This is a genomic window from Microbacterium testaceum (assembly GCF_029761935.1).
GTDB classification, from domain to species: Bacteria; Actinomycetota; Actinomycetes; order Actinomycetales; family Microbacteriaceae; genus Microbacterium; species Microbacterium testaceum_A.
Genome location: NZ_CP121699.1, coordinates 2,659,637 through 2,686,635, shown reverse-complemented (window position 1 = coordinate 2,686,635; position 26,999 = coordinate 2,659,637). Strand labels below are relative to the sequence as shown.

The window sequence follows — 26,999 nt, the reverse complement described above, 5'->3', positions numbered from 1 at the left end:
GATGTGCCTGGTGATGCGGTACGCGCATCCCTACGCACGCAACGCTTCGAGGAGGACAAGATCGTCGCCACCACCGTCCCCCCGGTCCGGGTCGCGGCCGTTCCCTCGGCCCATCCGTACGTCACCGCCGTCGCGGACCCTGCCCGCGTGCGGCTTCTCGCCGACCCGCCCCCGCCCGGCGCACCCGCCGGTCAGTGGTGGCCGCCCCAGGTCCTGCTCCCCGAATGGCTCGAAGCGCACGCCGCGGAGTTCGACCTCGTGCACGTCCACTTCGGAATCGAGTCCTACACCGCGGACGAGCTCGCGCTCACCGTCGCCGCACTCGAGCGTCTGGGCAAGCCGCTGGTCTACACGGTGCACGACCTCGAGAATCCGCAGCTGTCGTCGCAGGACGCCCACCGGGCCGGTCTCGCGGTGCTGGCGCACGCCGCCGACGAGCTGATCACCTTGACGGCTTCCGCTGCCGACGAGGTGGCCGCGATCACCGGGCGCACAGCCACCGTGGTCGCCCACCCCACACTGCTTCGGGAGGCGGAGCGACCGGTGGGCACCGCCCACGACACCGTGCGCGTCGGAGTCCATCTGCGAGACCTCCGGCCCAACATCGACGGCGTCGCGACCACGGCGACACTCGTGCGCGCGATCGCGGACCTGCGGGCGCAGGGCGCGCGGATCGAAGGCGTCGTGCGCATGAACGAGCGCGTCCGCGACGAGGAGGCCGCGGCATCCATCGTCCTCCTCGCCGAGGGATGCGACGGCGTCCGTATCGAGAGAGGGCCGCGGCAGGACGACGACGAGCTCGCCGCCTGGCTCGCGGATCTCGACGCGTGCCTGCTCCCCTATCGCCACGGCACCCAGTCGGGCTGGGCCGAGCTCTGCTACGACCTGGCCGTGCCGGTCGTCGGGACGCGCGTGGGACACATGGCGGCTCAGCATCCGACCGACTTCCACACTTTCGACCTCGGCGAACCGCTCTCGCTCGAGCGCGCCGTCATCGACGCCACGAGTCCCGCCTGGTCGGTGCCCGGCTCGCGCCGACGCGCGGCCGAAGTCGAACGCCGACGAACCGAACGCCTCCGCGAGCTCGAACACGTGCGCCACGCGCACGTCGAGGTGTACCGCAGAGTCCTCGCACGGGAGCTCGCGGCATGATCCGCGATCAACGCCCCCTGCGGGTACTCGTCGTGGCCCCGTCGCGCTACGCGCTTCGCCAGCCGCACGCCGGCGGCCTCGAAGCGGCCGTCTGGGACCGCGTGCGCTGGCTGCGGGCCCGCGGTCACGATGTGACCCTGTGCGCCGCCGACGGCTCGGACTTCCTCGGCGACACGGACGAGTTCCGCCTGCCGACGCCCGAGTGGACCCGCCCCGAGGATGCCTCGGACACCGACTACCCCTCCGGGTACTCCGCTGCCGTCGATGCCGCCTTCGACGCCGCGCGCGACCGCTTGATCGCCGACCGCCACCTCTTCGACGTCGTCGACAACCACAGCCTCCACCCCGCCCCCATCCGGTGGAGCGTCGAGGCCGACATCCCCGTCGTCACGACCCTCCACACCCCTCCGCTCGAGCCGCTGCTCGAAGCGGCCGCGGAGGTGCGCGACAGCTCCCACCGCTTCGTCGCGGTGAGCCAGGCCACCGCCCGCGCCTGGTCGGTCGAGGGCGTCGACGCGTTCGTCTTCCCCAACGGCGTCGACACCGAACAGTGGACCGGCGGCGACGGCGGACGATCGTGGGTGTGGTCGGGGCGCGTCGTGCCCGAGAAGGCCCCGCACCTCGCCATCGAGGCCGCCCGTGAGGCGGGCGCGCACATCGTCCTGGCGGGCCGTATCGGCGACGTGGACTATTTCGAGCAGGAGATCGTGCCGCGCCTCGGCGCGCACGCGCGGTACGTCGGCCCTCTGCGACAGCCCGACCTGTGCCGCCTCGTGGGATCGTCGGCGGTTGCTCTCGTCACCCCGATGTGGGAGGAGCCGTTCGGCCTCGTCATCGTCGAGGCCCTCGCCACCGGAACGCCCGTCGCCGCGTTCGACATCGGCGGGGTATCCGAGGTGGTGGCCGGGATCCCGGGAACCACCACGGTCATGCCCGGAGACGTCGTCGCTCTCGCCAAGGCCGCCACGCAGCTGGCCGAGACCGGTGCGCGCGAACCCCTCACCCGCGTGTGGACGCGGCGCGCGACCATCCGCCAGCATTCGCTCGTTCAGCGATATCGCGAGGTCGAACGCGTGCTCGCGCACAGCGCGCAGCCGGTTCCCGCCCGCCGGATGCCGGCGGTGTCGTGGTGATCGGCTGGTACATCCACCACCACGGCTTCGGCCACCTCTCGCGCTTCCTCGCCGTGGCGCCGCATCTACGGGAGCCGGTCCTGGCGTTCTCGTCGATGCCGCGGCCCGCGGGGCTGCCCGCCGACATCGACTGGATCGATCTGCCCCCGGACGCCGATCCCTTCGAATCCGCGGACGGCACCACCGTCGACCCGCGTGACGCCGAGCCGACCGCGCGGGGCGCCCTGCACTGGGCCCCGCACGACCACCCCGGGCACCGCGCCCGCCTGGCGGCCATCGCCACCGTTGCCGCCGCGCGGGACCTGCGGGCGTTCGTCGTCGACGTGAGCGCCGAGGTGGTCGCGTTCGCGCGCCTCCTGGGGCTGCGCACGATCGCCGTGACCCAGCCGGGCGCGCGCACCGATGCCCCGCACGCCCTCGCCTACTCCCTCGCCGATCGCATCGTCGCTCCGTGGGCGCACGGGGCCGTGGCGACCCCGGCACTGTCGGAGCACTCCGACCGCGTCATGTGGACGGGCGGGATCTCGCGCTTCGACGGGCGCGACGTCGACGGCCCGCGCGACGAGCGGAGCGTGCTGCTGCTCGGCCGGATGCTCGACGACGACGCCCGTCACGAGGTCGTCTCGCTCCTGCGCGATCGCGGATGGGAGGTCACCGCCGTCGGTCACGACGCTGCGTCGCGCATCGACGATCCGTGGCCGCTCCTGACCCGCAGCACGGTCGTGGTCAGCGCCGCGGGGCAGAACAGCGTCGCCGATCTCGCGGCATCCGGCGCCCGTACCGTCGTGATCTCGCAGGAGCGCCCCTTCGACGAGCAGCACCACACGGCCGAGGCCCTCGAACGCTGGGGGCTCGCTCGGCGGGCGGCGGCGGGAATCGCCCCCGCCGACCTCGTCGACCTCGTCGAACGAGCCGCCCGCGACGCGCCGGACTGGTCGCGGTGGCAGGTCGCAGGCGGCGCGCGCCGCATGGCTGCGGCGGTCGAGGCGGTCCTCCCGTGAGGACCGCCGTCATCACGGTCGCCTCGGCCGCACGCCGAGAGCACCTCGAGCGGCAGCGACGCATCCTCGCGGAGGTCGCCGGCGAGATCGTGCGGGTCGAGGCGTGGCTCGACGAGACGCCCCCGGAGGACGCCCCGGATGCCGGGACCCTCACGCTCCACGTGCCGCCGGGGCCGCACGGTCTGCGCGTGGGCGAGGGGCGGAACCGCGCCGCTGCCGCCGCCCTCGGAGCGGGAGCGGAACTGCTGGTGTTCCTCGACGTCGACTGCCTTCCCGGCGCGGGGCTACTCCCCGCCTACCGGGCAGCCGCGCTGGCGCACCCCGACGCCGTGCTCTGCGGAGCGGTGACGTACCTCTCGAGCGTGCAGCGCCCGGATACGGCATCCGATCTGCCCTTCCTCGTCCGACCGCACCGCGCCCGCCCCGCCCTTCCCGCGGGTGGGACCCGCGCCGCGTCGCGCGACGAATACGACCTGTTCTGGTCGCTGTCGTTCGCTGTCACCGCCCCGACCTGGAACCGCATCGGCGGCTTCCACCCCGGCTACGAGGGATACGGCGCCGAAGACACCGACCTCGCCTGGACCGCGCGCGAAGCCGACGTCGAGATGCGCTGGGTGGGGGGTGCGGACGCCTTCCACCAGTGGCATCCGGTGTCTTCTCCGCCCTGGCAGCACCTCGACGACATCCTGCGCAACGGGGCGACCTTCCACGAACGGTGGGGTTCGTGGCCGATGGGCGGGTGGCTCGACGCGTTCGCGGCGGCCGGGGCGATCGAGCGGCGCGGCGACGGCTGGGTGCGGGTGCGCTGAGCGGTCGGCTCAGCCCACCACGCTCCGCAACGCATCCACGATCCGCGTCGCGCGCGGGTCATCGGCCTCCATCCAGTTGGTGACGAACGCGAATCCGACCCGGGAATCGAGGTCGGCGAAGGCAACCTGGCCTCCGGCGCCGTCGTGGCCGAAGCTCGAGGGGCCGAGGTAGCGGCGGGCCTCGGAATCGAGCTGGAACCCGGCGGCCCAGCGCGGCCACGGCGCGGGCGCCGCGAAGACCGGTGCACCCGCCGTGCGTTCGCGCGTGACGACCTCGAGGGTGTCGTCCTGGAGCAGACGGACGCCGTCGGTCTCGGCCACCGTGGCTGACCACATCGCCGCCAGCGCGCGCGCGGTCGCGACCGCCCCCGCACCGGGGATGACGGCTTGGCGCACGTCGTCGGCGTTGAAGCCGTCATCGGCGGTGACGAGCGTCGCCGGCAACGCTCCGCCGAGGGTCATCGCGCGGTCCAGCCAGTCCATCGTCGCCGGATCGCGTTCGGCCGCCTGCCGGGCCACGAGGGCGTCGAGCGTCGGACCGACGCGCACATGAGCGGCGGATGCCGCGACCTCGGCCGGCATCCCGAGCCACGCCCCGCCGCCCACGGCCTCGGCCATCGCCGCGAACGCGTCGCCGGGCGCGACACCGCCCGCGCGCCGCACGATCTCGCCCGACAGCCACCCGTGGGTGAGCGCGTGATAGGCCCACCCGTCACCCGGCCACCAGAGGGGCTCCTGGTCGGCGACGATCTGCGCCATCGCCGCGAAATCGAGCAGCTGCTCGCGCGTGACGTCGACGCGCGGAGCGGAGACCCCGGCCCGGTGCGCCAAGACGTCGCCGACGCTCACCCGGTCTTTGCCGTGCGCGGCGAACGCGGGCCAGATGTCGGCGAGCGGGCGGTCCAGATCGAGCAGGCCGGCCTCGACGAGCCGCGCCGCCAGGATCGACATGAGCCCCTTCGTGCACGAGAAGACCACCGTCGGGGTATCGCGCTCCCAGGGCCGGCCGTCGCGACTGTCGGCGGTTCCACCCCAGAGGTCGACCACCGCGCGTCCGTCGATCCGCACCGCGAGAGCCCCGCCCATCTCGGGCAGCCCCTCGAACGCCGCGGCGAAGGCCTCACCGACCACTTCGAAACCGGTCGAGACGGTCCCCTGCACCGCGGTCATCGTCCCGCCTCCGCCACGACGAGGCGATCGTCGTCCCACCGCAGCGGCAGCGGATCGGAGAGGGTTCCGACGAAGACCCCGTCGGTCGTGACGTTCTCGAACGCGAGCATCACGGCTCGGCCCTCGGCGTCAGCGGCGACACGGCCGCTGTACAGGCGCTCGTCGGCGACGAGACGTGCGCGCTCGACCGGATACGGCCCGCGCGGATCATCGAGCGCAACGGCCCAGATCCCGCCGGGCTGCCCCTCGCGCTCCCCCGCCAGGTGCGCGGCGTCGCACGAGAACACCAGCGCCCACCGGCCCGCGATCTGCACGACCTGTGGCACCTCGAGATGCGCGAAACCCGCACCGGGGACGCTCCGCGGGGGGCGGACCTCCCAGTGGTGCAGGTCAGCGGACCACGCGTGGCCGATGACCCCCCGATCACGCTCGCGGCCCTCGCGGGAGCGGGCGGTCACGAGCATGTGCCACCCGTCGCCGTCGGGATCGGCGAACACCCACGGGTCGCGCCACGCCTCTTCGTGCCAGGTTCCCGCGTCGAGGGTCTCGTACCAGCGAGGATCGGCAGCCACCACGACCTCGGGATCCTTGACCCACGTAGCGAGGTCGGTCGAGGCCGCGGCGAGCACCGTCTCGACGTTGGTGATCTCGCCGTCGCGGAGGAATCGCGAGCCCGTGTAGAACATGCGCCAGTCGGCATTCGCCCCCACGATGCTCCCGGTCCAGGTGGCCGTGGCATCCGGAGCATCGCCGCCCGAGGGCTCGAGCACCGTTCCGTGCACGGTCCACGAACGCAGGTCGTCGCTCGTGGCGTAGCCGACGCTGGCGTTTCGGTGACGCAGGTCGGGGTCACCGAGGCTCATCGGTGCCTGCAGGAACATCATGTGGTGGGTGTCGCCGTCGCGGGCGAGCCAGAAATCCCAGACCCAGTGGTCGGGCAGCGTGAACGTCATGAGATCCGTTTCGAGAGGAGGAGGGGCGATCAGCCCTTGACGGCGCCCTGCACGAGCGCGCGGATGAACTGCCGCTGGAAGACGAGGAACAGCAGCACCGCGGGCGTGATGATGATGAGCGCGCCGGCGTTGAGCAGAGGGATGCTCAGGGAGTACTGCCCCTGGAAGAACGTCAGCGCGCCCGCCACGGTGCGCTGCAGGGGGTCGGCGATGAGCACGACCGGCAACAGGAACTGGTTCCACGTCCAGATGAACAGCAGGATGGCCAGCGCCGAGAGGGCTGGAGCGGCGAGCGGCAGCTGGATGCTGCGGAACTCGCGCCAGATCGAGGCGCCGTCGACCCGCGCGGCCTCGGAGAGCTCGCGCGGCACGTTGATGAAGTGCGCACGCATCCAGAAGACGCCGAACGGCATGTAGAGCCCGATCAGCGGGAAGATCACCGCCCAGGGGGTGTTCACGGTGCCCATCGACTGCGCCTGGTAGTAGAGCGGGATGATGAGCGCCTCGAACGGGATGGTCAGGCCCAGGACGAAGAAGACCAGGATGCCGCGGCCGAAGCGCACCTGCAGCGACCCCAGCGCGAAGCCGGCGAGGGTGGCCGCGATGAGGCTCGCCGGCACGACACCCAGCACGATGACCAGGCTCGAGCCCATGAGCTGCCAGACGTGCCCCGTCTCGAACGCGGTGGCGAAGTTGCCCCACTGCGGATCGGTGGGCCAGGTCAGACCGGTGGGATTGCGGTCGGCCGGCTGCAGGGCGGCGGAGAACATGCTGATCAGGGGCAGCAGCGTCACGATCGCGGCGACGCTGAGAAGGACGATGCCGAGCAGGCGCTCGGTGCGGCTGGCGATCACGAGTCGCTCGCTCTCGAGAGGCGTTGGATGGGGAGCACGACCACCAGCACCAGCACCATCAGCACGATGCCGAAGGCCGAGGCCAGGCCCACGTCGCTCTGGGTGAATCCGATGCGGAAGATCGACAGACCCGGCACGAGCGTCGCGCGGCCGGGACCGCCCTGGGTGGAGGTGTAGATGATGTCGAAGCTCGACAGGGCGGCGATCACCGTGACGGTGACCAGCACCGCGATCTCCTGACGCAGCCCGGGCAGGGTGATGGTGAAGAACTCGCGCCACCAGCCCGCGCCGTCGAGGCGGATCGCCTCGTACAGCGACACGTCGATCTTGCCGAGACCGGTCAGCAACAGCACGGTGCACAGGCCCGTGAGCACCCACGAACCGATGAGTCCCACCGCCGGCAGGGCCGTGCCATAGTCGGCGAGCCACGGGCGGGTGATCCACCCGAGGCCGAGCCACCCGAGGATCTGATTGACCGCGCCGGTCTGGGCGTACATCCACGACCAGGCGATGCCGGCGGCGGCGAGGGGGATGATCTGCGGCAGGAAGAGAACCGTCTGGGCGGTGGCCGCGAAGGCTTTGTTCCGGATGCCGCGGATCAGGGTCGACAGCACGAGACCCAGCCCCACCGGGATGAAGGTGAAGAAGGCGATCAGGATGAAGGCGTTGCGGATGGCCCCGAGCAGGTCGGGGTCGGTGAAGACGGTGAGGTAGTTGTCGACGCCGACCCAGCGGGCGACGCCGATACCGTTCCAGTCGTAGAACGAGTACTGCACGCCTTGGATGAGGGGCCACACCACGAACGCGACATAGAAGCCCAGGGCAGGAACCAGCAGAAGCCACCCGACGAGGGCCGCCCGCCGGGCCACCGCGCGTGCGGCGGCCCGGCGAGGGGGTGCGGTCGTCGTCGCCGCATCGGCGTCGGCGGTTCGGGGGGCCGCCGCGACGGCGACCGCACGATCGGTCATTACTTGCCGACCTCGCTCTCGTAGAACTTCTGCACCCGGTCGACGAAGTCCTGGCCGGTGATCTGGCTGGTCACGAGCAGCTGCGACTCGGGGATGATCGAGCCGGCGTAGATGCCCGCCGTGGTGTTGGCCATGAAGTCGACCTGTCCGTTCTCGGCACCGATCTGCGCCGACATCTTCAGCGCGTTCTCGATGAGCGAGCCGGACTCGACCTTCGGCAGCTCCTGGGCCGGGTCGCCGCCGGGAGAGGCGCCCGTGACGTCGACGATGATCTGACGCGCAGTGGGGTCGGTGTGCACCCAGTTGAGGAAGTACACGATCTCGTTGATGTGCGGGGACTTCGCCGCGACCGAGAACGAGTTCGCCGCACCCATCGCGACGTGGTCGGCGCCCTTTTCCGCCGGCGGGACGAGGAAGAACTCGACGTTGGACCCGAGGGCTTTCTGGTAGTTCGCCGCCTCCCAGTTGCCGTTGAACGTGAACAGCCCCTCGCCCGCCGAGAAGCGGCTGGTGAAGGTGAAATAGTCGATCGCGTTGATGTCGGAGGGGAAGTAACCGGCATCCGCCCACTTGCGCACGAGCTCGGCACCCTGCACGTTGCCGGATTCGTCGTAACGCGCGCCGGGCTCATTGAACATCCACGACAAGAACTGGTCCTTGTCGACGTACTGATTCATCGCGGCCTGCACCACGAAGTTGACGACGCCGTCCTTGTCGCCGGCCATGATCGGCAGGACTCCCCCGGCCTTCGCCTTCGCCATGTCGTCTTCGAGCTCAGCGAGGGTCTGCGGCGGGGAGTCGATGCCCAACTGGTCCGCGAGGGTCGTGTTCATGTAGATGCCGGTGATGCTGTAACCGAGGCCGAGCTGGTACAGCGAGCCGGATCCGCGTACGCCGTCCGCGCTCATGCGCAGCGGCGCGAGCTGGGACGCCGGCCAGGTGCTCCAGCCGTACGCGTCGAAGTACGGGTCGAGGTTGGCCACGAGGCCGTCACGCACCGTGTCGCCCAGGGTGGGGAGGCGGATGAGGTCGGGCGGGGTGGAGCTGGCGAGCAGCTTCGGCGCGTTCGCGGTGAGGTTCTGGAACGTGTCGCGGTTGATCGTGAACGTCACATTGGGGTGCTGCTTGGTGAATTCCTCGGTCAGCTTGTCGGTGACCGGGAATCCCGTCTCATCGGCGATCGTGAGCTGAACGGGGTCGCTGGTGAGCTCTGTACTCACCTGGGCATCGGTCTGTGCGGCGGGAGCGGAGCTGCCGGGTGCGCATCCGGTCAGCGCGGCGCCGGTCAGACCCGCGATGGTCAGCAGCGCCAGGGATGCCCCTCTGCGACGGCGCGGGGAACGGGGGTTCATGTCGACTCCTTCGTCAATGCTGCGTAGCCGGCGCTCGGGTGGTTCCGGCGTCGGACTTTCTGGTGCGCTACCCTTTGCTGAAAGGATTTAGCAGCATCATTTACGCAGACGTCCGTGACGCTGTCAAGATCACTGCGAAGATCGTTACCGCGGCACCGGCGCCGCAGAACGGGGAGCATCGATGGGCAAGAGGGTTACGCTGGCTGACGTCGCCCGCCTCGCCGGGCTCTCCCCGGCCGCGGCCTCGATGATCCTGAACGGTCGGCCCGACACCCGCCTGTCGAAGGACGCGCACGAGCGCGTCCACGCCGCTGCGGCGGAGCTGGGATACCGACCCAACATGGCGGCACGGGCCCTTCGGACCGACACGTCGCACACCGTGGGATTCGTCTCCGACCTCGTCGCCACGACGCGCTTCGCGAGCGGCCTGATCAAGGGCGCGCTGGGTGCCGCCGAGGCAGCCGGGCAGGTGGTGCTCGTGGCGGAGACCGGCGGAGAGCCCGAGCGAGAGGCCGAAGCGGTCTCGGCCCTGTTGGATCGTCAAGTCGACGGGATCATCTTCGCCTCGATGCGTGCTCGAGAGACGTTCGTCCCGCCCCTGCCGACGGGGCTGCGCACGGTCATGCTCAACGCGACCAATGAACTGCACGGATGCAGCGTCCTGCCGGACGAGGAGACCGGTGGACGCCGCGCGATCGAACTCCTGGTGGAGGCGGGCATCCGCGACGGCATCCTCCTTCTCGGGTACGACGCGGACGCAGAACGCGACCTCTTCCGCTCCGACACCGTCGCTGCGCGCGTTCGGGGAATCTCAGCGGCGATGTTCGACGCCGGAGCGAGCTTTCTGCACGAAGAGTCGATCTGGCTGTGGGAGCCCGCCCCTGGTTACGAGTTCACCGCGCGGCTGCTCAACGACGGAATGCGCCCTCGGGCGATCGTGTGCCTGAACGACCGGCTCGCTTTCGGCGCACTCCAGGCTCTCGGCGATGCGGGGCTCCGCGTCCCCGAGGACGTCTCGCTCGTGTCGTTCGACAATGACGAGCTCGCCGCCTACCTCCGCCCGGGCCTCACGACCATCGGCTTGCCGCACGAGGAGATGGGGCGCCGTGCGGTCGAGCTGCTGCTCACGCCGGGCGGTCCCCCCGTCGGTCGTCACCTCGTGGACATGCCGGTGGTGGTTCGGGAGTCAATCCAACCGAGGTGATCCGCGCGGCGAGCCCGGGTCACGTGGTGCCATGCGACGGTCGCGTCGCGAACCGGGCGTCCGCAACACCCGGAATGATTCGGTCCCGGTGTCGTGGATGCCGCACGACGCATACGGGCGCGAGGAAGCCCCGGCGCTGCTGAACGCCGGGGCTTCCCGAGACCTCAGCCCCGACGCAACCAGGCCGTCGTCTCGCCGGGGAGGGCGCCGTCGACGAGCGGGCGGCTCGACAGGAGCAGCCCGCCCGCCGGCAGGGCCACCGGTTCTTCGCCGAAGTTGGTCACGATCGTCCAGCCGTTCGGGCGCTCGAACGCCACGACATCGCCGGCCTCCGTCTCGACCCACGACAGCTCCTCGTCGGTCTGCAGCTCGTGGCGGAGGTCGAGGGCGCGGCGGTAGAGCGTCAGGGTGGACGCGGGGTCGCCGTCCTGCAGATCGACGGCGTAGGTGGCGAACCAGTCCGGTTGCGGAAGATGCGCACCGCCCTCTCCGAAGCCGAAAGCCGGCCCCGACTCGGACCAGGGCAAGGGCACGCGGCATCCGTCTCGGCCCAGGTCGACGCCCGGGCTGCGGAAGAACGTGGGGTCCTGGCGCTGATCGTCGGGGATCTCGGCGACCTCGTGCAGGCCCAGCTCTTCGCCCTGGTACAGATAGGCCGACCCGGGCAGGCCCAGCACGAACAACGCGGCCGCGCGGGCACGGCGCTCGCCCCGCTCGGCGTCGAGGGTCGGCGACTGCCCGCCCGACAGCAGCCACTCGTTGCCGTGCTTGAGCGTCGGCCGACCGTCGTCGCCGCGCTCGGCGTCGGGAAGGCCGTACCGCGTGGCGTGACGGACGACGTCGTGGTTCGACAGCACCCACGTGGTCGACGAGCCCGAAGTCGCGGCGAGGGCGAGGTTGTCGGCCACGATCGTGCGGAACTGCCGCGCGTCGAAGTCGGCCTCGAGCAGGTCGAAGTTGAAGGACTGGCCGAGGCTGTCGGCACTGGCGTACAGCGGCACGCGCGAGGGATGCACCCACGCCTCGGCCACGGCCGTGCGCGGCGGGTCGTACGAGTTGAACACCGCCCGCCACTCGGCGTAGACCTCGTGAACGTCGTCGCGGTCGAGGAGCGGGTGGGTGCCGTCGATCGGCATCGCGTCGAGCTCGGCCCGCGAGGGCAGGGGCTCGCTGAGGTCCTTGGTGAGCATGTGCGCTACGTCGATGCGGAACCCGTCGACGCCCCTGTCGCTCCAGAAGCGCAGGGTCGTGACGAAGTCGGCGCGCACCTCGGGGTTCGACCAGTTCAGGTCGGGCTGCGAGACGTCGAAATTGTGGAAGTACCACTGGCCGTCGGCGACGCGCTCCCACCCCGACCCGCCGAAGACCGACACCCAGTCGGTGGGCGGCTCGGACCCGTCGGGACCGGTGCCCTCGCGGAAGATGTACCGCTCGCGCGCGGCCGACCCGCGGCCGGCGGCCAGGGCCTCCTGGAACCAGGCGTGGTCGTTGGAGGTGTGGTTCGGCACGATGTCGACGACGACGCGGATGCCATGGGCGTGCAGCTGCGCGATGAGCTCGTCCATGTCGGCCAGGGTCCCGAGCCGCGGGTCGACGTCGCGGTAGTCGGCCACGTCGTAGCCGCCGTCGGCGAGGGCCGAGGGGTAGAAGGGGCTGAGCCAGACGGCATCCACCCCCAACTCGGCCAGGTAGGGAACGCGCGAGGTGATGCCGGGGATGTCGCCGAGACCGTCGCCGTTCGTGTCGGCGAAGCTGCGGGGATAGACCTGATACACGACGGCCTGGCGCCACCAGTCGGGGGCATCGGAGAGTTCGCGGGCGTGCACGGACGGTGCTGCGGTGGTCACGGTGGTCCTTTCGAGGGGATGGTCGGTCAGCCCTTGACGGCGCCCTGCGTGACGCCCGCCATCACCCATCGCTGGGTGAAGAGGTAGGCGACGATCGCGGGGGCCATGGCCATCAGATACGAGGCGAAGGCGACGTTGTAGTTGTTGGAGAACTGCGTCTGGAACAGGTTCTGACGCACAGGCAGGGTCTGCAGAGCCGGATCGCTGATGATGAGCGAGGGCATCATGAAGTCGTTCCAGGCGTAGAGGAAGGCGAAGATGCCGACCGTGGCGCTCATCGGGGCCAGCAGCGGGAAGATCAGCTGCCAGAACGTCTGCCAGGTGGTCGCGCCGTCGATGCGCGCGCTCTCCTCCAGCTCGAGGGGGATCGAGCGCAGGAACGCGGTGAACAGCAGCACGCTGAAGCTCAGTTGGAACATCGTGGCGAGGATGATCACGCCCAGCGGGTTGTCGAGACCGACCCGGCCCGTGAGCTGGATCTGCGGCAGCGCGACGACGGGAAACGGGATGAACATGGCCGCGAGCAGGTAGAAGAACGAGTAGCGGAAGAGCTTGCGGTCCCAGTTGCGGGCGATCGCGTACGAGGCGAAGGCCGCGAGGATGATCGTGGCGACGACGGTGCCGGCGGTGACCAGCAGCGAGATCGCGAGACCCACCGGGAACTTGGTCAGCGTCCACGCCTGGACGAACCCGTCGAAGCTGATCGGCGAGGGGAACGAGAACGCATTGCCGTCGACGACCTGGGTGCCGCTCTTCAACGCCATCGAGACGGTGACGTACAGCGGCAGCAGCACGGTGAGGGCGCAGAGCACGAGGATGGTCGTCGTCGACCAGTCGACGCGCTCCATGCCGACGCGGCGGGAGCGGCGGCGCGACGGCCCGGCCCCGGCGGGACCCTGGCGCTCGGGGAGGGTCAGCTCGGCCTGCTCCACGGCGAGGGCGGGCTGGTTGAGGGCGGTCATGACAGGGTGTTCCTTCCCCGGGTCAGCGAGAGCTGCAGGAGCGAGATGACGACGGCGACCACGAAGAAGAGCGCGGCGTTGGCCATCTGGTAGGCGTAGTCGCCTCCGTTGAATCCCAAGATGATCGACATCGCGACACTGCGCGTCGCGGTGCCGGGGCCACCGCCGGTGAGACCGACGATGATGTCGTACGCGTTCAAGAAGCCCTTGAAGCCGAGGATGACGTTGATCACGACGTACCCGGCCACCAGCGGCAACGTGATGCGCAGCAGCTGCTGGGTCTTGCTCGCCCCGTCGAGGCCGGCGGCCTCGTACACGTCGCCGGGCACCGCCAGCAGACCCGCGATGTAGATCAGGAGCGTGCCGGGGATGGCCTGCCACGCGGTGACGATCACGATCGCGACCCACGCGAGGTCGGGGTTGGCGAGCAGGCTCGTCTCGAGCCACGGGATGCCGAGGGCGGCCCCCGCCTCGGGCACCGAGTTGCTGAAGAGGAAGTTGAAGACGTAGGCGATGATGATGCCCGAGATCACCATCGGGATGACGAACACCGTGCGCAGGGCCTTCTTGAAGCGGATCTGCGCGGTGAGCCCCACCGCCAGCAGGAAGGCGGCGACGTTGACCACGATGACCGTCGCCACCGAGAACCCGAAGGTGAACAGGTAGGCCTGCAGGATCGCGGGGTCGCTGAAGATCGCGATGTAGTTGGTGAGCCCGGTGAAGTTCCACTCCCCCAGCCCGATCGAGTCGGTGAAGCTGAAGAAGATGCCGATGAGACCGGGAACCGTGATCGCGAGCGTGAACAGCACGAGCGTCGGCAGCAAGAACAGGTAGTAGATCGGCTCGATCCGGCGGGAGCTGCGACGCGCTGTCGCCTTGCCTCCCGTGACGATCGTGGTGGTGGTGGTCATTGCGCGGCCTCCTCGCCAGCGGCATCGTTCGTCGAGGCCGGGGGCTGGCGGAACGCCAGGCGCGACCAGTCCTCGTCCATCGTGCGCAGGGTGGACTCGGGCGACGTGCCGAAGATCATCGCCTGCGCGTAGTTGAAGGTCGGAATGGTCTTGGGCACGAGCACCGACGCGCCCTGGTAGACGGCGCCCTCGTCGTAGTAGGGGATCATCCCCGCCACACGCGGATCGCTCGGCGAGGGGGCGTCCTTCGTGGGGGCGAAGCCGAGCTGCGACTCGTTGTAGGCCTCGATGATCTCGGGCTGGTAAAGGTATTCGAGGAAGTCCCGGGCGGCGTCCTGGTGGCGCGACGCCTCGGGGATGATCGCGGCGAGGTCCATGTTGACGCGCACTTTGAGGTCGGCCGGGTCGTCGGTCATGGGCAGCGGGAACGTGCCGACGGGCAGGTCGGGCGCCGTCTTGGCGATCTCGCCGAGCGCCCACGGTCCCTGCAGGTACATGCCCGCCTCGCCCTGAGCGAAGGCGAGGTTGCCGTCGCCGTAGGCCCGGCTCTCGGCATCCGGATTCGTGTAGTCCCGCGCCAGCTCGAGCATGCGGTTCATGGGCTCGGTGAAATCCTTCGCGAACGACACCGACGAGTCGGGACCGACCTGGTCGCCCTCGGCGGCGAGGCCGTCGAAGAAGTCGATGACGTTCAGCGAGCCGCCGACGGAGTAGTCGTACCAGCCCTGCGCGACGGTCCAGTCGTCTTTGAAGGTGCCGTAGAACGGGGTCACGCCGTTCTGCTTCAGGGTCTCGGCGACCTGGATCAGCTCGTCGTAGGTGGTGGGCACCTGAAGCCCGAGCTGGTCGAAGATCTGCTTGTTGTAGATGACGGATGCGGCCATCACCGAGTACGGCAGGGCGCTGGTGCGACCTTCACACGAGCCGTACTGGTCCATGAGCGGCTGCAGGTCTTCACGGACGCTCGCGGCCGCCGCGGTGCCGCTGAGGTCGGTGAGCGCGCAGCGCTGCACGAAGCGGGCGACCTCGTAGTTGTAGTTGGCGAGCATGATGTCGGGCGGGTTACCGCGAACGAAGCTCGCCGAGACGACGTCGACGCCGGAGCTGTCCATCTCGACGCGCACCTTGTCTTGCGAGGCGTTGTACTGCGCGACGACGTCGTTCATGAACGACAGCGCCTCGCGCTTGCTGAAGGTGAAGCGGATGGTCTCGCGCCCGTCGGCGGAGCAGCCCGCGAGCAGACTCGCCCCGAGCACCCCCACCGTGGTCGCCGCGAGCCACCGTCGCCCGGCTCTGGTCTTCGTCGACACCTGTTCTCCTCCTCCGCCGCACTGCGAATATGTTGTGTCGGTGACTAAATCTAGTCGCCAAATCAATGTCGTGGAGGCAGTATTGCATCGGGGCGCACACCGGTCAAGAGGTCCGTGGCGCGGGACGACGAAGGGGCGGATGCCGATGGATGCGACGACCGCCACGCCCTCGCTGCGCCGACACAGCCTCGACGCGGTGCTGCGGCACGCGTGGGAGGCCGACGCCTTCACCGCGAGCGACGTGATCGCCGCCGTCGGGGTGACCCGCTCGACGGCGATCGACGTGCTTGACGAGCTCACCGCCCGGCGACTGCTGGCCGAGATGCCGAACGCCCGCGCCGTCGGGGAGTACTCCAAGGGCCGGCCCGCGCGGCGCTTCGCCTTCCAGCCCGGCTCCGGCGTCGTCGTCGGCGTCGATGCCGGGCGCGGTCACGTGACCGCCACCGTCGCCGACCTGCGCGGAGAGACCCTCGCCACCTCGCGCGTGACCGTCGACCCCGAACGCGACTCCCCCGACCGGCGCCGACGCGCGGCCGAGACGATCGTGGACGCGACCCTCACGCGCGCGCGACGAGGCCGCTCGGACATCGTTGCGATGTGCGTCGGGGTGCCCGCCCCCGTCGACCGCCACGGACGCTCGCCCGTGCACCACGACCGATTCTGGGAACGCATGAACCCCGGCTTCGTCGACACCTTCCAGGCGTGGTCGCCGATCGTCCGCGTCGAGAACGACGCCTCTCTCGCGGCCGTCGCCGAACGCGCGCGGGGGGCCGCCGTCGGCTGCGACGACTTCGTCGCCCTGCTCGCCGGAGAACGATTCGGCGCCGGCATCCACCTCGACGGTCACCTGCTGCGCGGAAAACACGGCGGCGCGGGCGAGACCGTGGCCTTCGACCGCGTCGAGGGCGTCGGCAGCGCCGAGGGTCTCGCGCCCCGCTGCGTCGACGCGGCGCGAGCGGCGCTCGCCGATGAGAGCCTTCCGGCCGACAGTGCGTTGCGCGGGCTCGACCCCGAGTCGTTCGACGCCAAGACCGTGCTCGACCTCGCCGCGACGGGCGATGCCGGGGCCCTCGCCATCGCGCGACAGGTGGGCGGGGCGTTGGCCGGGGTGGTCGGCATCTTCGGCAGCCTGTTCGACGTCGACCGCGTGATCGTCTCGGGCGCCATCGCCGCGGGCGCGGGCCCCATCATCGACGCCGCGATCGCCGCCCTGCCGCGCGCCCTCGACCTGCCCGCCCCCGAGGTCGTCGCCTCGGGCCTCGGCGCCGACATCGTCTCGATCGGCGCGGTCGCCGCCGCCGTCGAGGCGGCGCGCGAGAACGCCCTCGACCTGCCCGTCTTCGCGCTGCCCGAGGATCGTGCGCGGGCGTGAGCCACGGCATCCGGAGCGACAGGACAACCCCCGCGGCGCGAATCGCGCGGACGGATAGCGTCGAGGGGTCCGGTCCGATCCCCGGACAGGGGGAGGCCCCATGGCTGGGTGGCCCGAACACGTCATGTGGTGGCACGTCTACCCGCTCGGCTTCGTCGGCGCACCGATCCGCGACGGCGAGGGGCCGGATGCCGAGATCGAACACCGCCTCGACCGCCTCGAGCCCTGGCTCGACCACGTCATCGAGCTCGGCCTGAACGGGCTGCTGCTCGGGCCGGTGTTCGCGTCGGAGACCCACGGCTACGACACCGTCGACCACCTGCGCATCGACCCGCGCCTCGGCGACGACGGAGGTTTCGACCGCCTGCTCGCGGGGGCGCGGGAGCGCGGCATCCGGGTGCTGCTCGACGGGGTGTTCAACCACGTCGGACGGGCGCACCCCGCCTTCCGCGACGCGTCGGAGGACGGACCGCAGTTGTTCCGCGGGCGCTGGGTCGACGGAACCTTCGAGGCCGAGGTGTTCGAGGGGCACGGCGCGCTCGTCGCCCTCGACCACTCGTCGCCAGCGGTCGCCGACCTCGTGGTCGACGTCATGTGCCACTGGCTCGAGCGCGGGATCGACGGGTGGAGGCTGGATGCCGCGTACGCGGTGCCGACCGAGTTCTGGGCCGAGGTGCTGCCGCGCGTGCGCGAGAGGTTCCCGGAGGCGTGGTTCGTCGGCGAGGTCATCCACGGGGACGGACCCGCGATCGTGCGCGCCTCGACGATGGACTCGCTGACGCAGTACGAGCTGTGGCAGGGCATCTGGCACGGCATCGCCGACGGCAACCTCTTCGAGCTGAGCCACGCGATCGAGCGGCACGACGAACTGCTCGCGACCTTCGCCCCGCAGACCTTCGTCGGCAACCACGACGTCACCCGCATCGCCTCGGCCATCGGGGCCGATCTTGTGCCGCACGCCCTCGCCGTGCTCTTCACCGTCGCGGGGACCCCGTCGGTCTACGCCGGCGACGAGTTCGGGTGGACCGGGGTGAAGGAAGAGCGCGAGGGCGGCGACGACGCGGTGCGGCCGGAGTTCCCGGCATCCGCCGCGGAGGCCGGCGAGGTGGACGAGCGGATCCTCGAAGCGCACCGGGCGCTCATCGCGCTGCGCCGCCGCAAGCCGTGGCTGTGGCGGGCGCACACCGACGTGGTCGAGGTGGCCAACGCCGCGATCGTGCTGCGTACCGCCGTGGGAGGCGACGCGGTGGTGGTCGCGCTGAACATCGGCGACGAGCCGGCGTCGATGCCGGCCGCCGACGCGCGCACGATCGCCACCGGTGACGGCACCCTCGCCGACGGGCGGGTCGAGCTCGGCCCGCGCGGGTGGGCGGTGCTGGAGGGCTGAGCGTCAGGCGCCGGCGCGGAAGCGGTGCTCGGGGCGACCGGTCGACCCGTACCGCAGGCTCACCTGCACGAGCCCGCGTTCGGCGAGCGCCGTGAGGTGGCGCTGCGCCGTGGCACGCGACACCCCGATGCGCTCGGCCACCTCGGTCGCCGACGCCTCGTCGGCGCCGAGGGCGGCGAGGACGGTCTGCTCGGTCGCCGAGCGCGCGAGCGAGGGTCCGTCGCGCTCGCCCCGCATCGCCGCGGCCGCTCGGTCGATGTCGTCCTGCGAGAGCGGGCGCGAACTCGACAGCAGATTGCGGTATCGGGCGAAGCGGTCGAGGCGCTCGGCGAGCACCCGCGTATCGAACGGCTTGACGAGATAGGCCAGCCCGCCGGCCGAGAACGCGCGGCGCACGGTCGCGGCATCCGTCGCCGCCGACAGCACGAACGCGTCGACGTCGAGCGAGCGCACGAGCTCGATGCCGTCACCGTCGGGCAGGTACACGTCGGCCAGCACGAGGTCGGGCGCGTGCGCGGCGACCGCGGCGCGCGCCTCACCCACCGTGCGCGCGGGCTCGAGCGCGACGAAGCCCGGCCGCGCCGCCACCGCGTCGCGGTGCAGTCCCGCCACGCGGAAGTCGTCGTCGACGACCAGCACCCGGATGCCGTTCACTCGCTCGTTCCCTCTCGCTCGCTCGTCCCGCCTCGCACGCCTGGCAGTCGCGCCGCCACCACCGCGCCGTGGTCACCGCCGCCCGCGTCGACCACCCACACCTCGCCGCCCCGGCGCCGGGCGAACTCGCGCGAGAGCGGGAGTCCGATGCCGAGTCCGTGCACGGCATCCGGATCATCTCCGCGCTCGCGCGGCGCGAAGATCGCCTCGACGTCGGCGATGCCGGGACCCGTGTCGGCCACCGTCAACACGACCGCGTCGGCGTCGTCGAGCACGCTCACCTCGACCCCGCGGGGTTCGGGAGCGGACGCCGCGGCCGTCACGGCATTGTCGATGAGGTTGCCGAGCACGGCGACCACGTCTTCGACGTCGTCGATCGAGGCGGCCGAGAACGTGTCGTCGGCCACGCGCAGGGCGACGCCGCGCTCACGCGCCGACAGCGCCTTGGCACCGAGGAACGACTGCAGCATGGGGTCGCCGACGAGTTCGATGCCGGGCACGGCCCAGTCCACCGACCCGCGGTCGACGAGGTCGGCGAGAAACGCTCGCGCTTCGTCGGTGCGTCCGGCGTCGAGAAGACCCACCGCGGCGTGCAGGCGGTTGGCGTTCTCGTGGCGCTGCACGCGCAGGGCATCGCCCATGGCGCGCACGCTGTCGAGGCGCCCCGAGAGGGCGATGACGTCGGTGCGGTCCCGCAGCGTCGCCACCCGGCCGAGCGTGCGCGTTCCGCGGCGCACCGGACGCACGTCGAGGAAGACCACGCGATCACCCAGCGGGAGGCCGCTCGACGAACCCGATTCCGACAGAGCGTCGACGACGGCCGCCGGGAGGCCCAGCTCGTCGAGGCGGTGGCCCACGGCATCCGTGATCCCGAGGAGCCGCTCGGCGGAGGGCGTGCACACCCGCACGACACCCGCGTCGTCGAGGGCGAGCACTCCCTCGTCGGCGCTCTCGAGAACGGCGGTCTGCGTCTGCACGAGCGACACCAGCTCTTCGGGCTGGACGCCGAGGGTCAGTCGCTCGAGTCGGCGGCGCATCAGCAGGGCGACCACGGCCCCGATCGCCACGGCGAGCGCCACGGCGACCGCGATCCCACCGATGAGGGCCGGGAGGTCGTCGAACACGCTCGCGCGCTCGAAACCGACGCTCACCTCGCCCACGGGCGCTCCCCCACCGGGCGGATACACCGGCACTTTGGCGCGGGCCGATTCGCCGAGCGTCCCTGTCTCCCACGTCACGACCTCGCGCCCGGCGAGCGCGTCGACGAAGCTCGTGCTGACGACCTCGCCCAAGCGGTCCGGATCGGGGTGCGCGAGACGGATGCCGTGGTCGTCGGTGATCACGACGAACAAGCCCTGCGTGCGGGCGGTCACGTCGGCCGCGTACTGCTGCAGCTCGCCGCCGCGGAGGCCCGCGGCATCCGGAGTGCCGGGATCGGCCGAGTACTGTGCCACGCGCTCGCGCACCTCGGGCGCTTCGGCCACGGAGCGGGCGATGTTGAGGGCCGAGGAATCCGCCTCGGCCTTGAGCTGCTGCACGCCGAGCCACGCGAAGACGGCGGTGCAGACGGCCACGACCACCAGCTGGGTGGCGATCTGCACGAGGAGCATTCGCGTGGCGAACCTCATGCGCACCTCCTCGCTCCGCGACACCATCGTGCGCGAAATGCGCAGAACACACGGTACGCGCATAACGCCCCGCAATGCGAGCAAGCGCGCGGCTGAGCACCCCGCATCCGTAGTGTCACCGAATCGACGGCGCGCCCCGTGCCGGCATCCACGACGAAGGAGTCGCGATGACCCCCCTGATCCTTGCGGCCGAAGCCGAAGAGTACGCGGTGGCCTACACGCCCGCCGACGGTGTGCTCGTCGCCCTCGGCTTCCTCATGGTCCTGTCGTTCATGGCGCTGATCATGACGCGACGAATGACCCCGATGGTCGCCCTCATCATCGTGCCCACCGTGTTCGGCCTCATCGCGGGCGCCGGCTTCGGCCTCGGCGACATGGTGATCGACGCGATCGGCAAGATGGCCCCCACGGCGGCGCTGCTGCTGTTCGCCATCATGTACTTCGGCATCATGATCGACGTCGGGCTGTTCGACCCGCTGATCCGTGTGATCACGCGCTTCCTCGGGAACGACCCGGCCAAGATCGTGCTCGGTACGGCGATCCTCGCGGGCGCGGTCTCGCTCGATGGCGACGGCTCGACCACCTTCATCATCACCACCTCGGCGATGCTGCCGCTCTACCTGCGCCTGGGTATGAGCCCCGTCGTGCTCACCTGCGTCGCGGGCCTCATGAACGGCACGCTGAACATCGTGCCGTGGGGTGGCCCGACCGTTCGCGCCGCCACCGCCCTGGGGCTTCAGCCCACCGACGTCTTCGTGCCGATGATCCCCTCGCTGCTCGCGGGCCTGGTCGTCTCGCTCGCCTTCGCCTGGTTCCTCGGCCTGTCGGAGCGCAAGCGCCTGGCCGGCTCGATCGACACCGCCAAGATCGACGGCACAGGAGGCTTCGGTCGCCTCGGCGCCCCGAAGATCTTCCGCGGAGCCGAGCACAAGCCCGGCGCCCTCGCGTCGTTGCGCACCGGCAACATCGTCACCGTCCGCGGTGGACAGGGAGCCGTCGCCGCCCCGCAGCTCATGGAGGCCGCCGACACCGCGATGGCCGACACGATGCTCGACCCCAACCGGGCGACCCTGCGCCCCAAGCTCATCTGGTTCAACCTCGCGTTGACCGTCGCGGTGATGGTGCTGCTCGTGCTCGACCTGTTCCCCCTGGCCTTCGTGTTCATGGTCGGCGCCGCGATCGCGCTCGTGGTCAACTTCCCGAAGCTGCGCTCGCAGGCCGACGAGATCGTCGCCCACGCGCCCAGCATCGTCGGGGTCGTGTCGATGGTGCTCGCGGCCGGTGTGCTGGTCGGCGTGCTCAACGGCACGGGCATGGTCACCGCCATGGCCGACTGGATCACCCAGGTCATCCCCTCGTCGATGGGGCCGTTCCTCGCCGTCATCACCGGTGTGCTGTCGATCCCGTTCACGTTCTTCATGTCGAACGACGCGTTCTACTTCGGCATCCTCCCGGTGCTCGCCGAGAGCGCCGCGAACTACGGCATCGCCCCGGTCGAGATGGCCCGCGCCTCGATCACCGGCCAGCCGGTGCACCTGCAGAGCCCGCTGGTCCCCGCGATCCTGCTGCTCGTCTCGCTGGCCGGGGTCAACCTCGGCGACCACCACAAGAAGGTGCTGTGGCGCGCGACGGTCGTCTCGCTCGTCATGCTGGCGGTGGGCGTGCTCGTGGGCGCGGTGCCGCTGCTGGGCTGACACCGAACGGAGAAGGACCCCGGATGCCATGGCATCCGGGGTCCTTCTCGTTTCAGGGTCCGAGACTTACGCCCGGGCGCCTCGCGGTCGACGCATCATCCAGACCGCCGCTCCCGCGACCAGCAGGAACGTCGCCAGCAGCACTCCCCCGAGCGGGCCCTGCGCACCGGTGGCGGCGAGCTGACCCTTCGGCACGACCGTGATCGGCAGACGCTGGATGATCGAGCCATCCGCCGCGAAGACGACGATCGTGTGCGCGCCCGCTTCGAGGTCCGCGGGGATGCGGACGTCGAAGACGACCCGACCTGCCGCGTCGGCGACGGGGATGCCGGCGATGCGGATCGGCGTGCTGCGCAGTTCGGCGGTGACCTGCTCACCGGCCTTCAGGCCCGCCACGGTCACCCGCACCGTGCCGCCGCGCTCGACGGTCGACGTCGACGTCGAGGCCGAGGGCCCAGCCGGAGACGCCGTCGGCTGCGCCGTGGGCTGCCCCGTCGGGGCGACGGTCGGCGACGGTGTCCCGGTGGGCGCATCGCTCGGCGCGGGCGACGGGCTCCCGGTCGAGGAACCGCTGGGCGACGGCGACGGGCTCGGCTCCGGGTTCGTCTCCGTGGGGACCTCGCGCGGGGCGACGCTGGTGAGCGTCGGTTTCACGGTCTGGAAGAGCCCATCGGAGCCGATCTGGATCCGGTCGATCGTCGTCTCGCGGTTGGTCCCGCCACCGCCGGGGATCGCGAAGCGGTGGTATGCGATATACCACTCATCGGTGCCGGGCACGTTGATGATCGAGCTGTGCGCCGGTCCGAGGATGCCCTGCGAAGGATCCTTCTGCAGCAGGATGCCGCGGTAGGTCCACGGTCCGTCGATGCTCGTCGACGTGGCGTAGCCGACGCGGTAGTCGGGGGATCCGGTGTCGTCGATCGAGTACGTCAGGTGGTACGTCCCGTCTCGGAAGTTCATGAAGAGCCCCTCTCGGAAGTCCGGCAGACCGGTGATCGGCTTGATCGTGCCCGCCTTGATGCTCTTCATGTCGTCGGACAGCTCGCCGTAGACGGGCTTGCCGTTGCCCCAGAACAGGTAGTACTTGCCGGTCTGAGGATCACGGAACGCGGCCGGATCGATTGCCTGCCCGCTGTTGACGCTCTCGCCGTTGGTGATCATCGGCTGCGCCTCGGCGATGAACGGGCCCTCGGGGCTGTTTGCGACGGCCACACCGATCATCTTGCGGTTGGCGTTCGGCTCGTGGCCGCTGAAGTAGAAGTAGTACTTCCCGCCCTTCTCAATGATCGTCGGGGCCCACGCGTTGCCGGTGGCCCAGGGGACGTTGCCCTTGGCGCCGTCGAGCGTGAGGAACGGCTTGTCCGACCGCGTCCAGTCCACGAGGTTCTTGGACTTCCAGACGTAGAAGGTGTTACCGCCCCAGCCCGGGGTGCCGTCGGTCGTCGCGTAGATGTAGTACGTGTCGCCGAACACCGCGATGTTCGGATCGGCGTACAGCCCCGGCAGGACCGGGCTCTTCATCTCGACTGCCGTCAGCGTCCAGACCGTGTCATCCTGCCCCGCCGTCTTGAGCGTGACCGTCACCGGGGAGCTCAGGTTGCGCAGCGTCCCCGAGGCCGGGGTCGCCGTCGTCCCCGACGCGGTCGTGAAGGTCGGACGGAGCTTCGTCAGGTCGGTTCCGGGCTTGACGGGGAAGGTCACCGTGTGGGTGGCGGCGTCGATCATCGGTGCGACCTTGAGAACGCTGGGGTCCTGCAGGCTCACCGCCCCGAGGATCGATCCGTTACCCGACTGCGCGACGATCTCGTCGGCCGACAGCGCCCGGTTGTAGAGCGCGAATTCGCGAACCTGTCCACGGAGCAGGTTGTCGGCGTTGTAGACCGACTTGCCGATGTAGTTGGCGAGGGTGCGACCGCCGCCGATATCGCCGGGGCGCACCGTGACGTTGGTGTTCTCCGCCACCTGCTGCCCGTCGAGGTACAGGCGCGCCGTCGACCCGCTGAGCGTGTAGGTGACGTTCACCCACCGGTCGCGCGGAAGGGCGGCCGAGGACTGCGCGTTCTGCTCGCCCGACCAGTTGCCCGTGGTGAGCGCCCCGCGCAACTGGTTGTTCCCCGTCGCGAAGAGGTAGCCGTTGCCGGTGCCATCCTGCGCGGTGTTTCCGAACGCGTACAGGAAGTACGGGTTCTTCTGCGCGGCGTCCACGCGCATCTCGGCCTGGACCGTGATGTCGGTCGTGCCCGCGAGCACGTTGTCGGGCAGGTCGACGTAGTCGTCGGTGCCGTCGAAGGTGAGGGTGTCGGCGTTCCACACGGCGTTGCCCTTGATCTGCGCATCGCGCCCCGCACCGGAGCGGTCGTGCAGGGTCGACCCTGACCCGTCGGTGAAGTCGTACCGCAGGAGCTCGCCCTTCTCGTTGGCCGCGAGCGGCTGCGGAAGGTTCGCACGCAGGGCCGTGAGTTCGGCCTGGGTGACGGGCATGACGGTTCCGTGCCGCGGGCTGCCGGGCAGGCGGTACGAGGCCGGGACCTTCCAGTCCGGGTTGGCGATGTCGGTGGTCGCGAGGGGGATGTACCCGCGTCCGCCGTACTCGTCGACGAAGAGGTAGTACTTGTCTCCGTTGACGTCGCCGGGGTTCGACTTGAAGATGCTCGGTCCCTCGACGGCCTGCGTGCCGGCCTTCTTGCCGATGCACGAGGTGACGAGCTTCCACTGGTCGAGCGGTGCCGTCAGCACGGCCGAGCTCTCCTGGATGATGTCGCTGCACCCGGTGGTGCCGGCGCCCTCGTCCTTGGTGAAGCGCTGGTAGACGCCGTTCGCCTTGATGACGGTGGAGTCGATGCGCGACATGCCGCCCTGCCAGACCTTGGTGTCGCTGAAGGTCACGAAGTCGCGCGTGGTGGCGTACAGCATGCTGTTGGCGACGTTCGAGGTGTGGTTGGGGTCGTTCTCGGGGTAGAGCTTCGAGGCCCAGAAGACGACGTACTGGCCGAGGGACTCGTCCCAGTAGGCCTCGGGGGCCCAGGTGTTGCCCGCCGTGTCCGGCGACACCTTGACGTGGCGCTGAGCGCTCCAGGTGACGAGGTCGTGCGACTCCCACACCTCGAGGTACTTCGATCCCGTGCGCTGCGCGCGGTCCCAGTTGCCGTCGCGACCGATCGAGAGATCCGTGGCGATGAGGTAGAACGTGTCGCCCTCGGGGGAGCGGATGAGGAACGGGTCGCGGAGACCCTTCTCGCCGAAGGTCGAGGTGAGCGTCGGCTGCCCGCTGTTGAGCTCTGTCCACGACAGCGCGTTGTTGCCGTTGCTCGCCGCGAAGTAGATGTTCTCTCCCGCGACGGAATTACCCGTGAAGTAGGCGAACGTGTACCCCTCGAAGGGCCCGATCTGCGCGGCCTTTCGGACGGTCGCGGCGAACGCTCGCGTCGAGGTGACGGCATTCTTCGTGATGGATGCCGTGAGGGTCACCGTCGCATCCGCGCTCGGTCGCGTGACGACGCCGTCGGCGGTGACCACCGAGGCGTTCGAGGTCGTCCATGTGACGGGGAGCCCCTGCGAGGTGCCCGGCAGCGTGAGGTTGCCGCGGACGTCGTCGATGTTCGTGACCGCCAGCGCGCTGAGCGCGGACTGCACCGCGGCACTGTCCTCGGGGGTCTTGACCAGGCCCTTCACCTCGGTTGCGGTGAGCGCGCGGTCGTAGATGCGGAAGTCGCGGAGGCTTCCGGCCAGGCGCTTGTCGGGGGTGTAGTTGGACCGGCCGAGGTAGTTCGCCGTCGTGGTTCCGCCGCCGATCATGCTCGGCAGGGAGGTCGTGTTGGTGTTCTCGGCGATCTGGACGCCGTCGATGTACATACGCGATGTCTTCGACGCCGCATCGAGCGTGTAGGTCAACTTCTTCCAGACCCCGCGCTCGAGGGCGGTGGTGCTCTCGCCCTTCTGTTCGGTGGTCCAGTTGCCGAGGGCGATGCCGGTGCGCGCCGGGTTGCCCGTCGAGAAGAGGTAGCCGTTTCCGTCCGGCGCCTTGGTGTTGCCGAGACCCCAGATGAAGTAGTTGCCGCTCTGCTCGGGGCGCACGATGACGTCGGTGCTGACGGTGATGGAGTCGAGACCCTTGAGGATGTCGTTAGGCAGCTTGACGTCGTCGTCGTTTCCGTCGAGGCGGACGCCGTCAGCGCCCGTCAGGGTCGGGCCGCCTTCGAATGTGGCGTTGCGGCCGTTGCCGGAGGTGTCGCGCGCGACCGTTCCGGAGGTCTCGTCGAGGGGGTAGGAGGCGACGAGGCCCGCGTCGGCGGCGACGGCGCCGGCGATCACGGGGGCGGTGAGGGGTGCCGCGACGAGGGCGGCGATGACGGGGACGGCGAGCGTCCAGCGAGAACGACGTCGTGGCGGCGCCGAGCGATCGTAAGGGGTCACGGGGGTGGGGTCCTCTCGTGGGTGCGTCATTGCAGGAACCGTCGTCTTCGACGGTCCTCGCATGTTAGCGCTCACACGCCCAGACCACCAGCATGGTTACGTCAACAGCAGTAGGCCCGGCGCCCCGATGGCATGTCATCACATCGCGTTTCCCGGCCACCGCGGCATCCCGCTCCGCTGACGTTCTCGGCGCGCGGGCGGTGGGGTCTCGGGCCGCCCCGATCA

At 70.3% G+C, this 26,999-nt stretch carries 20 protein-coding genes; 8 read left to right on the top strand and 12 right to left on the bottom strand.

The genetic code is table 11. From position 1 onward, the window contains the following. Positions 1-3: 3 nt before the first annotated feature. The 4 genes from QBE02_RS12860 to QBE02_RS12845 are packed head-to-tail and all read left to right on the top strand — an operon-like array spanning position 4 to position 4,095. Entirely contained in the window at positions 4-1,152 is a 1,149-nt protein-coding gene (locus QBE02_RS12860) for a glycosyltransferase (RefSeq protein ID WP_279366077.1), read from the top strand. After that, complete coding sequence (locus tag QBE02_RS12855; protein WP_279366076.1) at positions 1,149-2,285, top strand: glycosyltransferase; 1,137 nt, start codon at positions 1,149-1,151, stop codon at positions 2,283-2,285. The genes QBE02_RS12860 and QBE02_RS12855 overlap by 4 nt, the downstream gene beginning before the upstream one ends. After that, positions 2,279-3,286 carry a hypothetical protein gene (locus QBE02_RS12850; protein ID WP_279366075.1) on the top strand — a complete coding sequence of 336 codons (1,008 nt, stop codon included), beginning with the start codon at positions 2,279-2,281 and terminating at the stop codon, positions 3,284-3,286. The genes QBE02_RS12855 and QBE02_RS12850 overlap by 7 nt, the downstream gene beginning before the upstream one ends. Next, on the top strand, positions 3,283-4,095 hold the full coding sequence (locus QBE02_RS12845) for a glycosyltransferase family 2 protein (RefSeq protein WP_279366073.1): 813 nt from the start codon (positions 3,283-3,285) through the stop codon (positions 4,093-4,095). The genes QBE02_RS12850 and QBE02_RS12845 overlap by 4 nt, the downstream gene beginning before the upstream one ends. 9 nt (positions 4,096-4,104) lie before the next feature. Here QBE02_RS12845 and QBE02_RS12840 read toward each other — a convergent pair whose 3' ends face one another. The 5 genes from QBE02_RS12840 to QBE02_RS12820 are packed head-to-tail and all read right to left on the bottom strand — an operon-like array spanning position 4,105 to position 9,392. After that, positions 4,105-5,265 (bottom strand): serine hydrolase domain-containing protein, encoded by a 1,161-nt coding sequence (locus QBE02_RS12840; RefSeq protein WP_279366072.1) that lies wholly within the window; start codon positions 5,263-5,265, stop codon positions 4,105-4,107. Then, positions 5,262-6,218, bottom strand: coding sequence for a glycoside hydrolase family 68 protein (locus QBE02_RS12835; protein ID WP_279366070.1), 957 nt, complete (start codon positions 6,216-6,218; stop codon positions 5,262-5,264). The genes QBE02_RS12840 and QBE02_RS12835 overlap by 4 nt, the downstream gene beginning before the upstream one ends. Positions 6,219-6,247: 29 nt before the next feature. After that, entirely contained in the window at positions 6,248-7,072 is an 825-nt protein-coding gene (locus QBE02_RS12830) for a carbohydrate ABC transporter permease (protein WP_056224270.1), read from the bottom strand. Then, entirely contained in the window at positions 7,069-8,040 is a 972-nt protein-coding gene (locus QBE02_RS12825) for a carbohydrate ABC transporter permease (protein WP_235556897.1), read from the bottom strand. The genes QBE02_RS12830 and QBE02_RS12825 overlap by 4 nt, the downstream gene beginning before the upstream one ends. Then, positions 8,040-9,392 (bottom strand): ABC transporter substrate-binding protein, encoded by a 1,353-nt coding sequence (locus tag QBE02_RS12820; protein WP_268102398.1) that lies wholly within the window; start codon positions 9,390-9,392, stop codon positions 8,040-8,042. The genes QBE02_RS12825 and QBE02_RS12820 overlap by 1 nt, the downstream gene beginning before the upstream one ends. Positions 9,393-9,573: 181 nt before the next feature. On the opposite strand from QBE02_RS12820, the gene QBE02_RS12815 reads away from it, so the two are divergent. After that, entirely contained in the window at positions 9,574-10,596 is a 1,023-nt protein-coding gene (locus QBE02_RS12815; RefSeq protein WP_279366066.1) for a LacI family DNA-binding transcriptional regulator, read from the top strand. Between the two features lie 164 nt (positions 10,597-10,760). Here QBE02_RS12815 and QBE02_RS12810 read toward each other — a convergent pair whose 3' ends face one another. Genes QBE02_RS12810 through QBE02_RS12795 form a run of 4 tightly spaced genes read right to left on the bottom strand, consistent with a single transcriptional unit; the run spans position 10,761 to position 15,626 of the window. Then, positions 10,761-12,512 (bottom strand): glycoside hydrolase family 13 protein, encoded by a 1,752-nt coding sequence (locus QBE02_RS12810; protein ID WP_431844565.1) that lies wholly within the window; start codon positions 12,510-12,512, stop codon positions 10,761-10,763. Continuing rightward, positions 12,470-13,405, bottom strand: a complete 936-nt coding sequence (locus tag QBE02_RS12805) for a carbohydrate ABC transporter permease (protein ID WP_431844564.1) — start codon at positions 13,403-13,405, stop codon at positions 12,470-12,472. Before QBE02_RS12805 ends, QBE02_RS12810 begins: the two co-directional genes overlap by 43 nt. Next, complete coding sequence (locus tag QBE02_RS12800; RefSeq protein ID WP_279366062.1) at positions 13,402-14,316, bottom strand: carbohydrate ABC transporter permease; 915 nt, start codon at positions 14,314-14,316, stop codon at positions 13,402-13,404. The genes QBE02_RS12805 and QBE02_RS12800 overlap by 4 nt, the downstream gene beginning before the upstream one ends. Further along, positions 14,313-15,626: an extracellular solute-binding protein gene (locus QBE02_RS12795; RefSeq protein ID WP_279366060.1), complete on the bottom strand. Its 1,314-nt coding sequence runs from the start codon at positions 15,624-15,626 to the stop codon at positions 14,313-14,315. Before QBE02_RS12795 ends, QBE02_RS12800 begins: the two co-directional genes overlap by 4 nt. Positions 15,627-15,771: 145 nt before the next feature. Between QBE02_RS12795 and QBE02_RS12790 the strand changes: the two genes are divergently transcribed. Next, positions 15,772-16,998 (top strand): ROK family protein, encoded by a 1,227-nt coding sequence (locus tag QBE02_RS12790; RefSeq protein WP_279366058.1) that lies wholly within the window; start codon positions 15,772-15,774, stop codon positions 16,996-16,998. 100 nt (positions 16,999-17,098) lie between these two features. Continuing rightward, complete coding sequence (locus tag QBE02_RS12785) at positions 17,099-18,385, top strand: alpha-amylase family glycosyl hydrolase (protein WP_279366056.1); 1,287 nt, start codon at positions 17,099-17,101, stop codon at positions 18,383-18,385. A gap of 3 nt (positions 18,386-18,388) precedes the next feature. Here the strand turns inward: QBE02_RS12785 and QBE02_RS12780 are convergent, their stop codons facing one another. Both QBE02_RS12780 and QBE02_RS12775 read right to left on the bottom strand, forming a co-directional pair. Then, positions 18,389-19,039, bottom strand: coding sequence for a response regulator (locus tag QBE02_RS12780; RefSeq protein ID WP_279366055.1), 651 nt, complete (start codon positions 19,037-19,039; stop codon positions 18,389-18,391). Continuing rightward, on the bottom strand, positions 19,036-20,667 hold the full coding sequence (locus tag QBE02_RS12775) for a sensor histidine kinase (protein WP_279366053.1): 1,632 nt from the start codon (positions 20,665-20,667) through the stop codon (positions 19,036-19,038). Before QBE02_RS12775 ends, QBE02_RS12780 begins: the two co-directional genes overlap by 4 nt. A 167-nt stretch (positions 20,668-20,834) precedes the next feature. Here QBE02_RS12775 and QBE02_RS12770 point away from each other — a divergent pair, with 167 nt between their 5' ends. Continuing rightward, positions 20,835-22,361: a CitMHS family transporter gene (locus QBE02_RS12770; protein WP_279366051.1), complete on the top strand. Its 1,527-nt coding sequence runs from the start codon at positions 20,835-20,837 to the stop codon at positions 22,359-22,361. Between the two features lie 66 nt (positions 22,362-22,427). Here the strand turns inward: QBE02_RS12770 and QBE02_RS12765 are convergent, their stop codons facing one another. Further along, complete coding sequence (locus tag QBE02_RS12765; RefSeq protein WP_279366049.1) at positions 22,428-26,774, bottom strand: family 43 glycosylhydrolase; 4,347 nt, start codon at positions 26,772-26,774, stop codon at positions 22,428-22,430. Positions 26,775-26,999: the final 225 nt, after the last annotated feature.

Excerpts from the sequence above, each read along its gene's own strand:
- QBE02_RS12825 (WP_235556897.1), bottom strand. The coding sequence starts at position 8,040 with ATGACCGATCGTGCGGTCGCCGTCGCGGCGGCCCCCCGAACCGCCGAC.
- QBE02_RS12790 (WP_279366058.1), top strand. The coding sequence starts at position 15,772 with ATGGATGCGACGACCGCCACGCCCTCGCTGCGCCGACACAGCCTCGAC.
- QBE02_RS12775 (WP_279366053.1), bottom strand. The coding sequence starts at position 20,667 with ATGAGGTTCGCCACGCGAATGCTCCTCGTGCAGATCGCCACCCAGCTG.
- QBE02_RS12815 (WP_279366066.1), top strand. The coding sequence starts at position 9,574 with ATGGGCAAGAGGGTTACGCTGGCTGACGTCGCCCGCCTCGCCGGGCTC.
- QBE02_RS12820 (WP_268102398.1), bottom strand. The coding sequence starts at position 9,392 with ATGAACCCCCGTTCCCCGCGCCGTCGCAGAGGGGCATCCCTGGCGCTG.
- QBE02_RS12785 (WP_279366056.1), top strand. The coding sequence starts at position 17,099 with ATGGCTGGGTGGCCCGAACACGTCATGTGGTGGCACGTCTACCCGCTC.
- QBE02_RS12835 (WP_279366070.1), bottom strand. The coding sequence starts at position 6,218 with ATGACGTTCACGCTGCCCGACCACTGGGTCTGGGATTTCTGGCTCGCC.
- QBE02_RS12810 (WP_431844565.1), bottom strand. The coding sequence starts at position 12,512 with ATGGGTGATGGCGGGCGTCACGCAGGGCGCCGTCAAGGGCTGACCGAC.
- QBE02_RS12855 (WP_279366076.1), top strand. The coding sequence starts at position 1,149 with ATGATCCGCGATCAACGCCCCCTGCGGGTACTCGTCGTGGCCCCGTCG.
- QBE02_RS12805 (WP_431844564.1), bottom strand. The coding sequence starts at position 13,405 with ATGACCGCCCTCAACCAGCCCGCCCTCGCCGTGGAGCAGGCCGAGCTG.
- QBE02_RS12770 (WP_279366051.1), top strand. The coding sequence starts at position 20,835 with ATGACCCCCCTGATCCTTGCGGCCGAAGCCGAAGAGTACGCGGTGGCC.
- QBE02_RS12800 (WP_279366062.1), bottom strand. The coding sequence starts at position 14,316 with ATGACCACCACCACCACGATCGTCACGGGAGGCAAGGCGACAGCGCGT.
- QBE02_RS12840 (WP_279366072.1), bottom strand. The coding sequence starts at position 5,265 with ATGACCGCGGTGCAGGGGACCGTCTCGACCGGTTTCGAAGTGGTCGGT.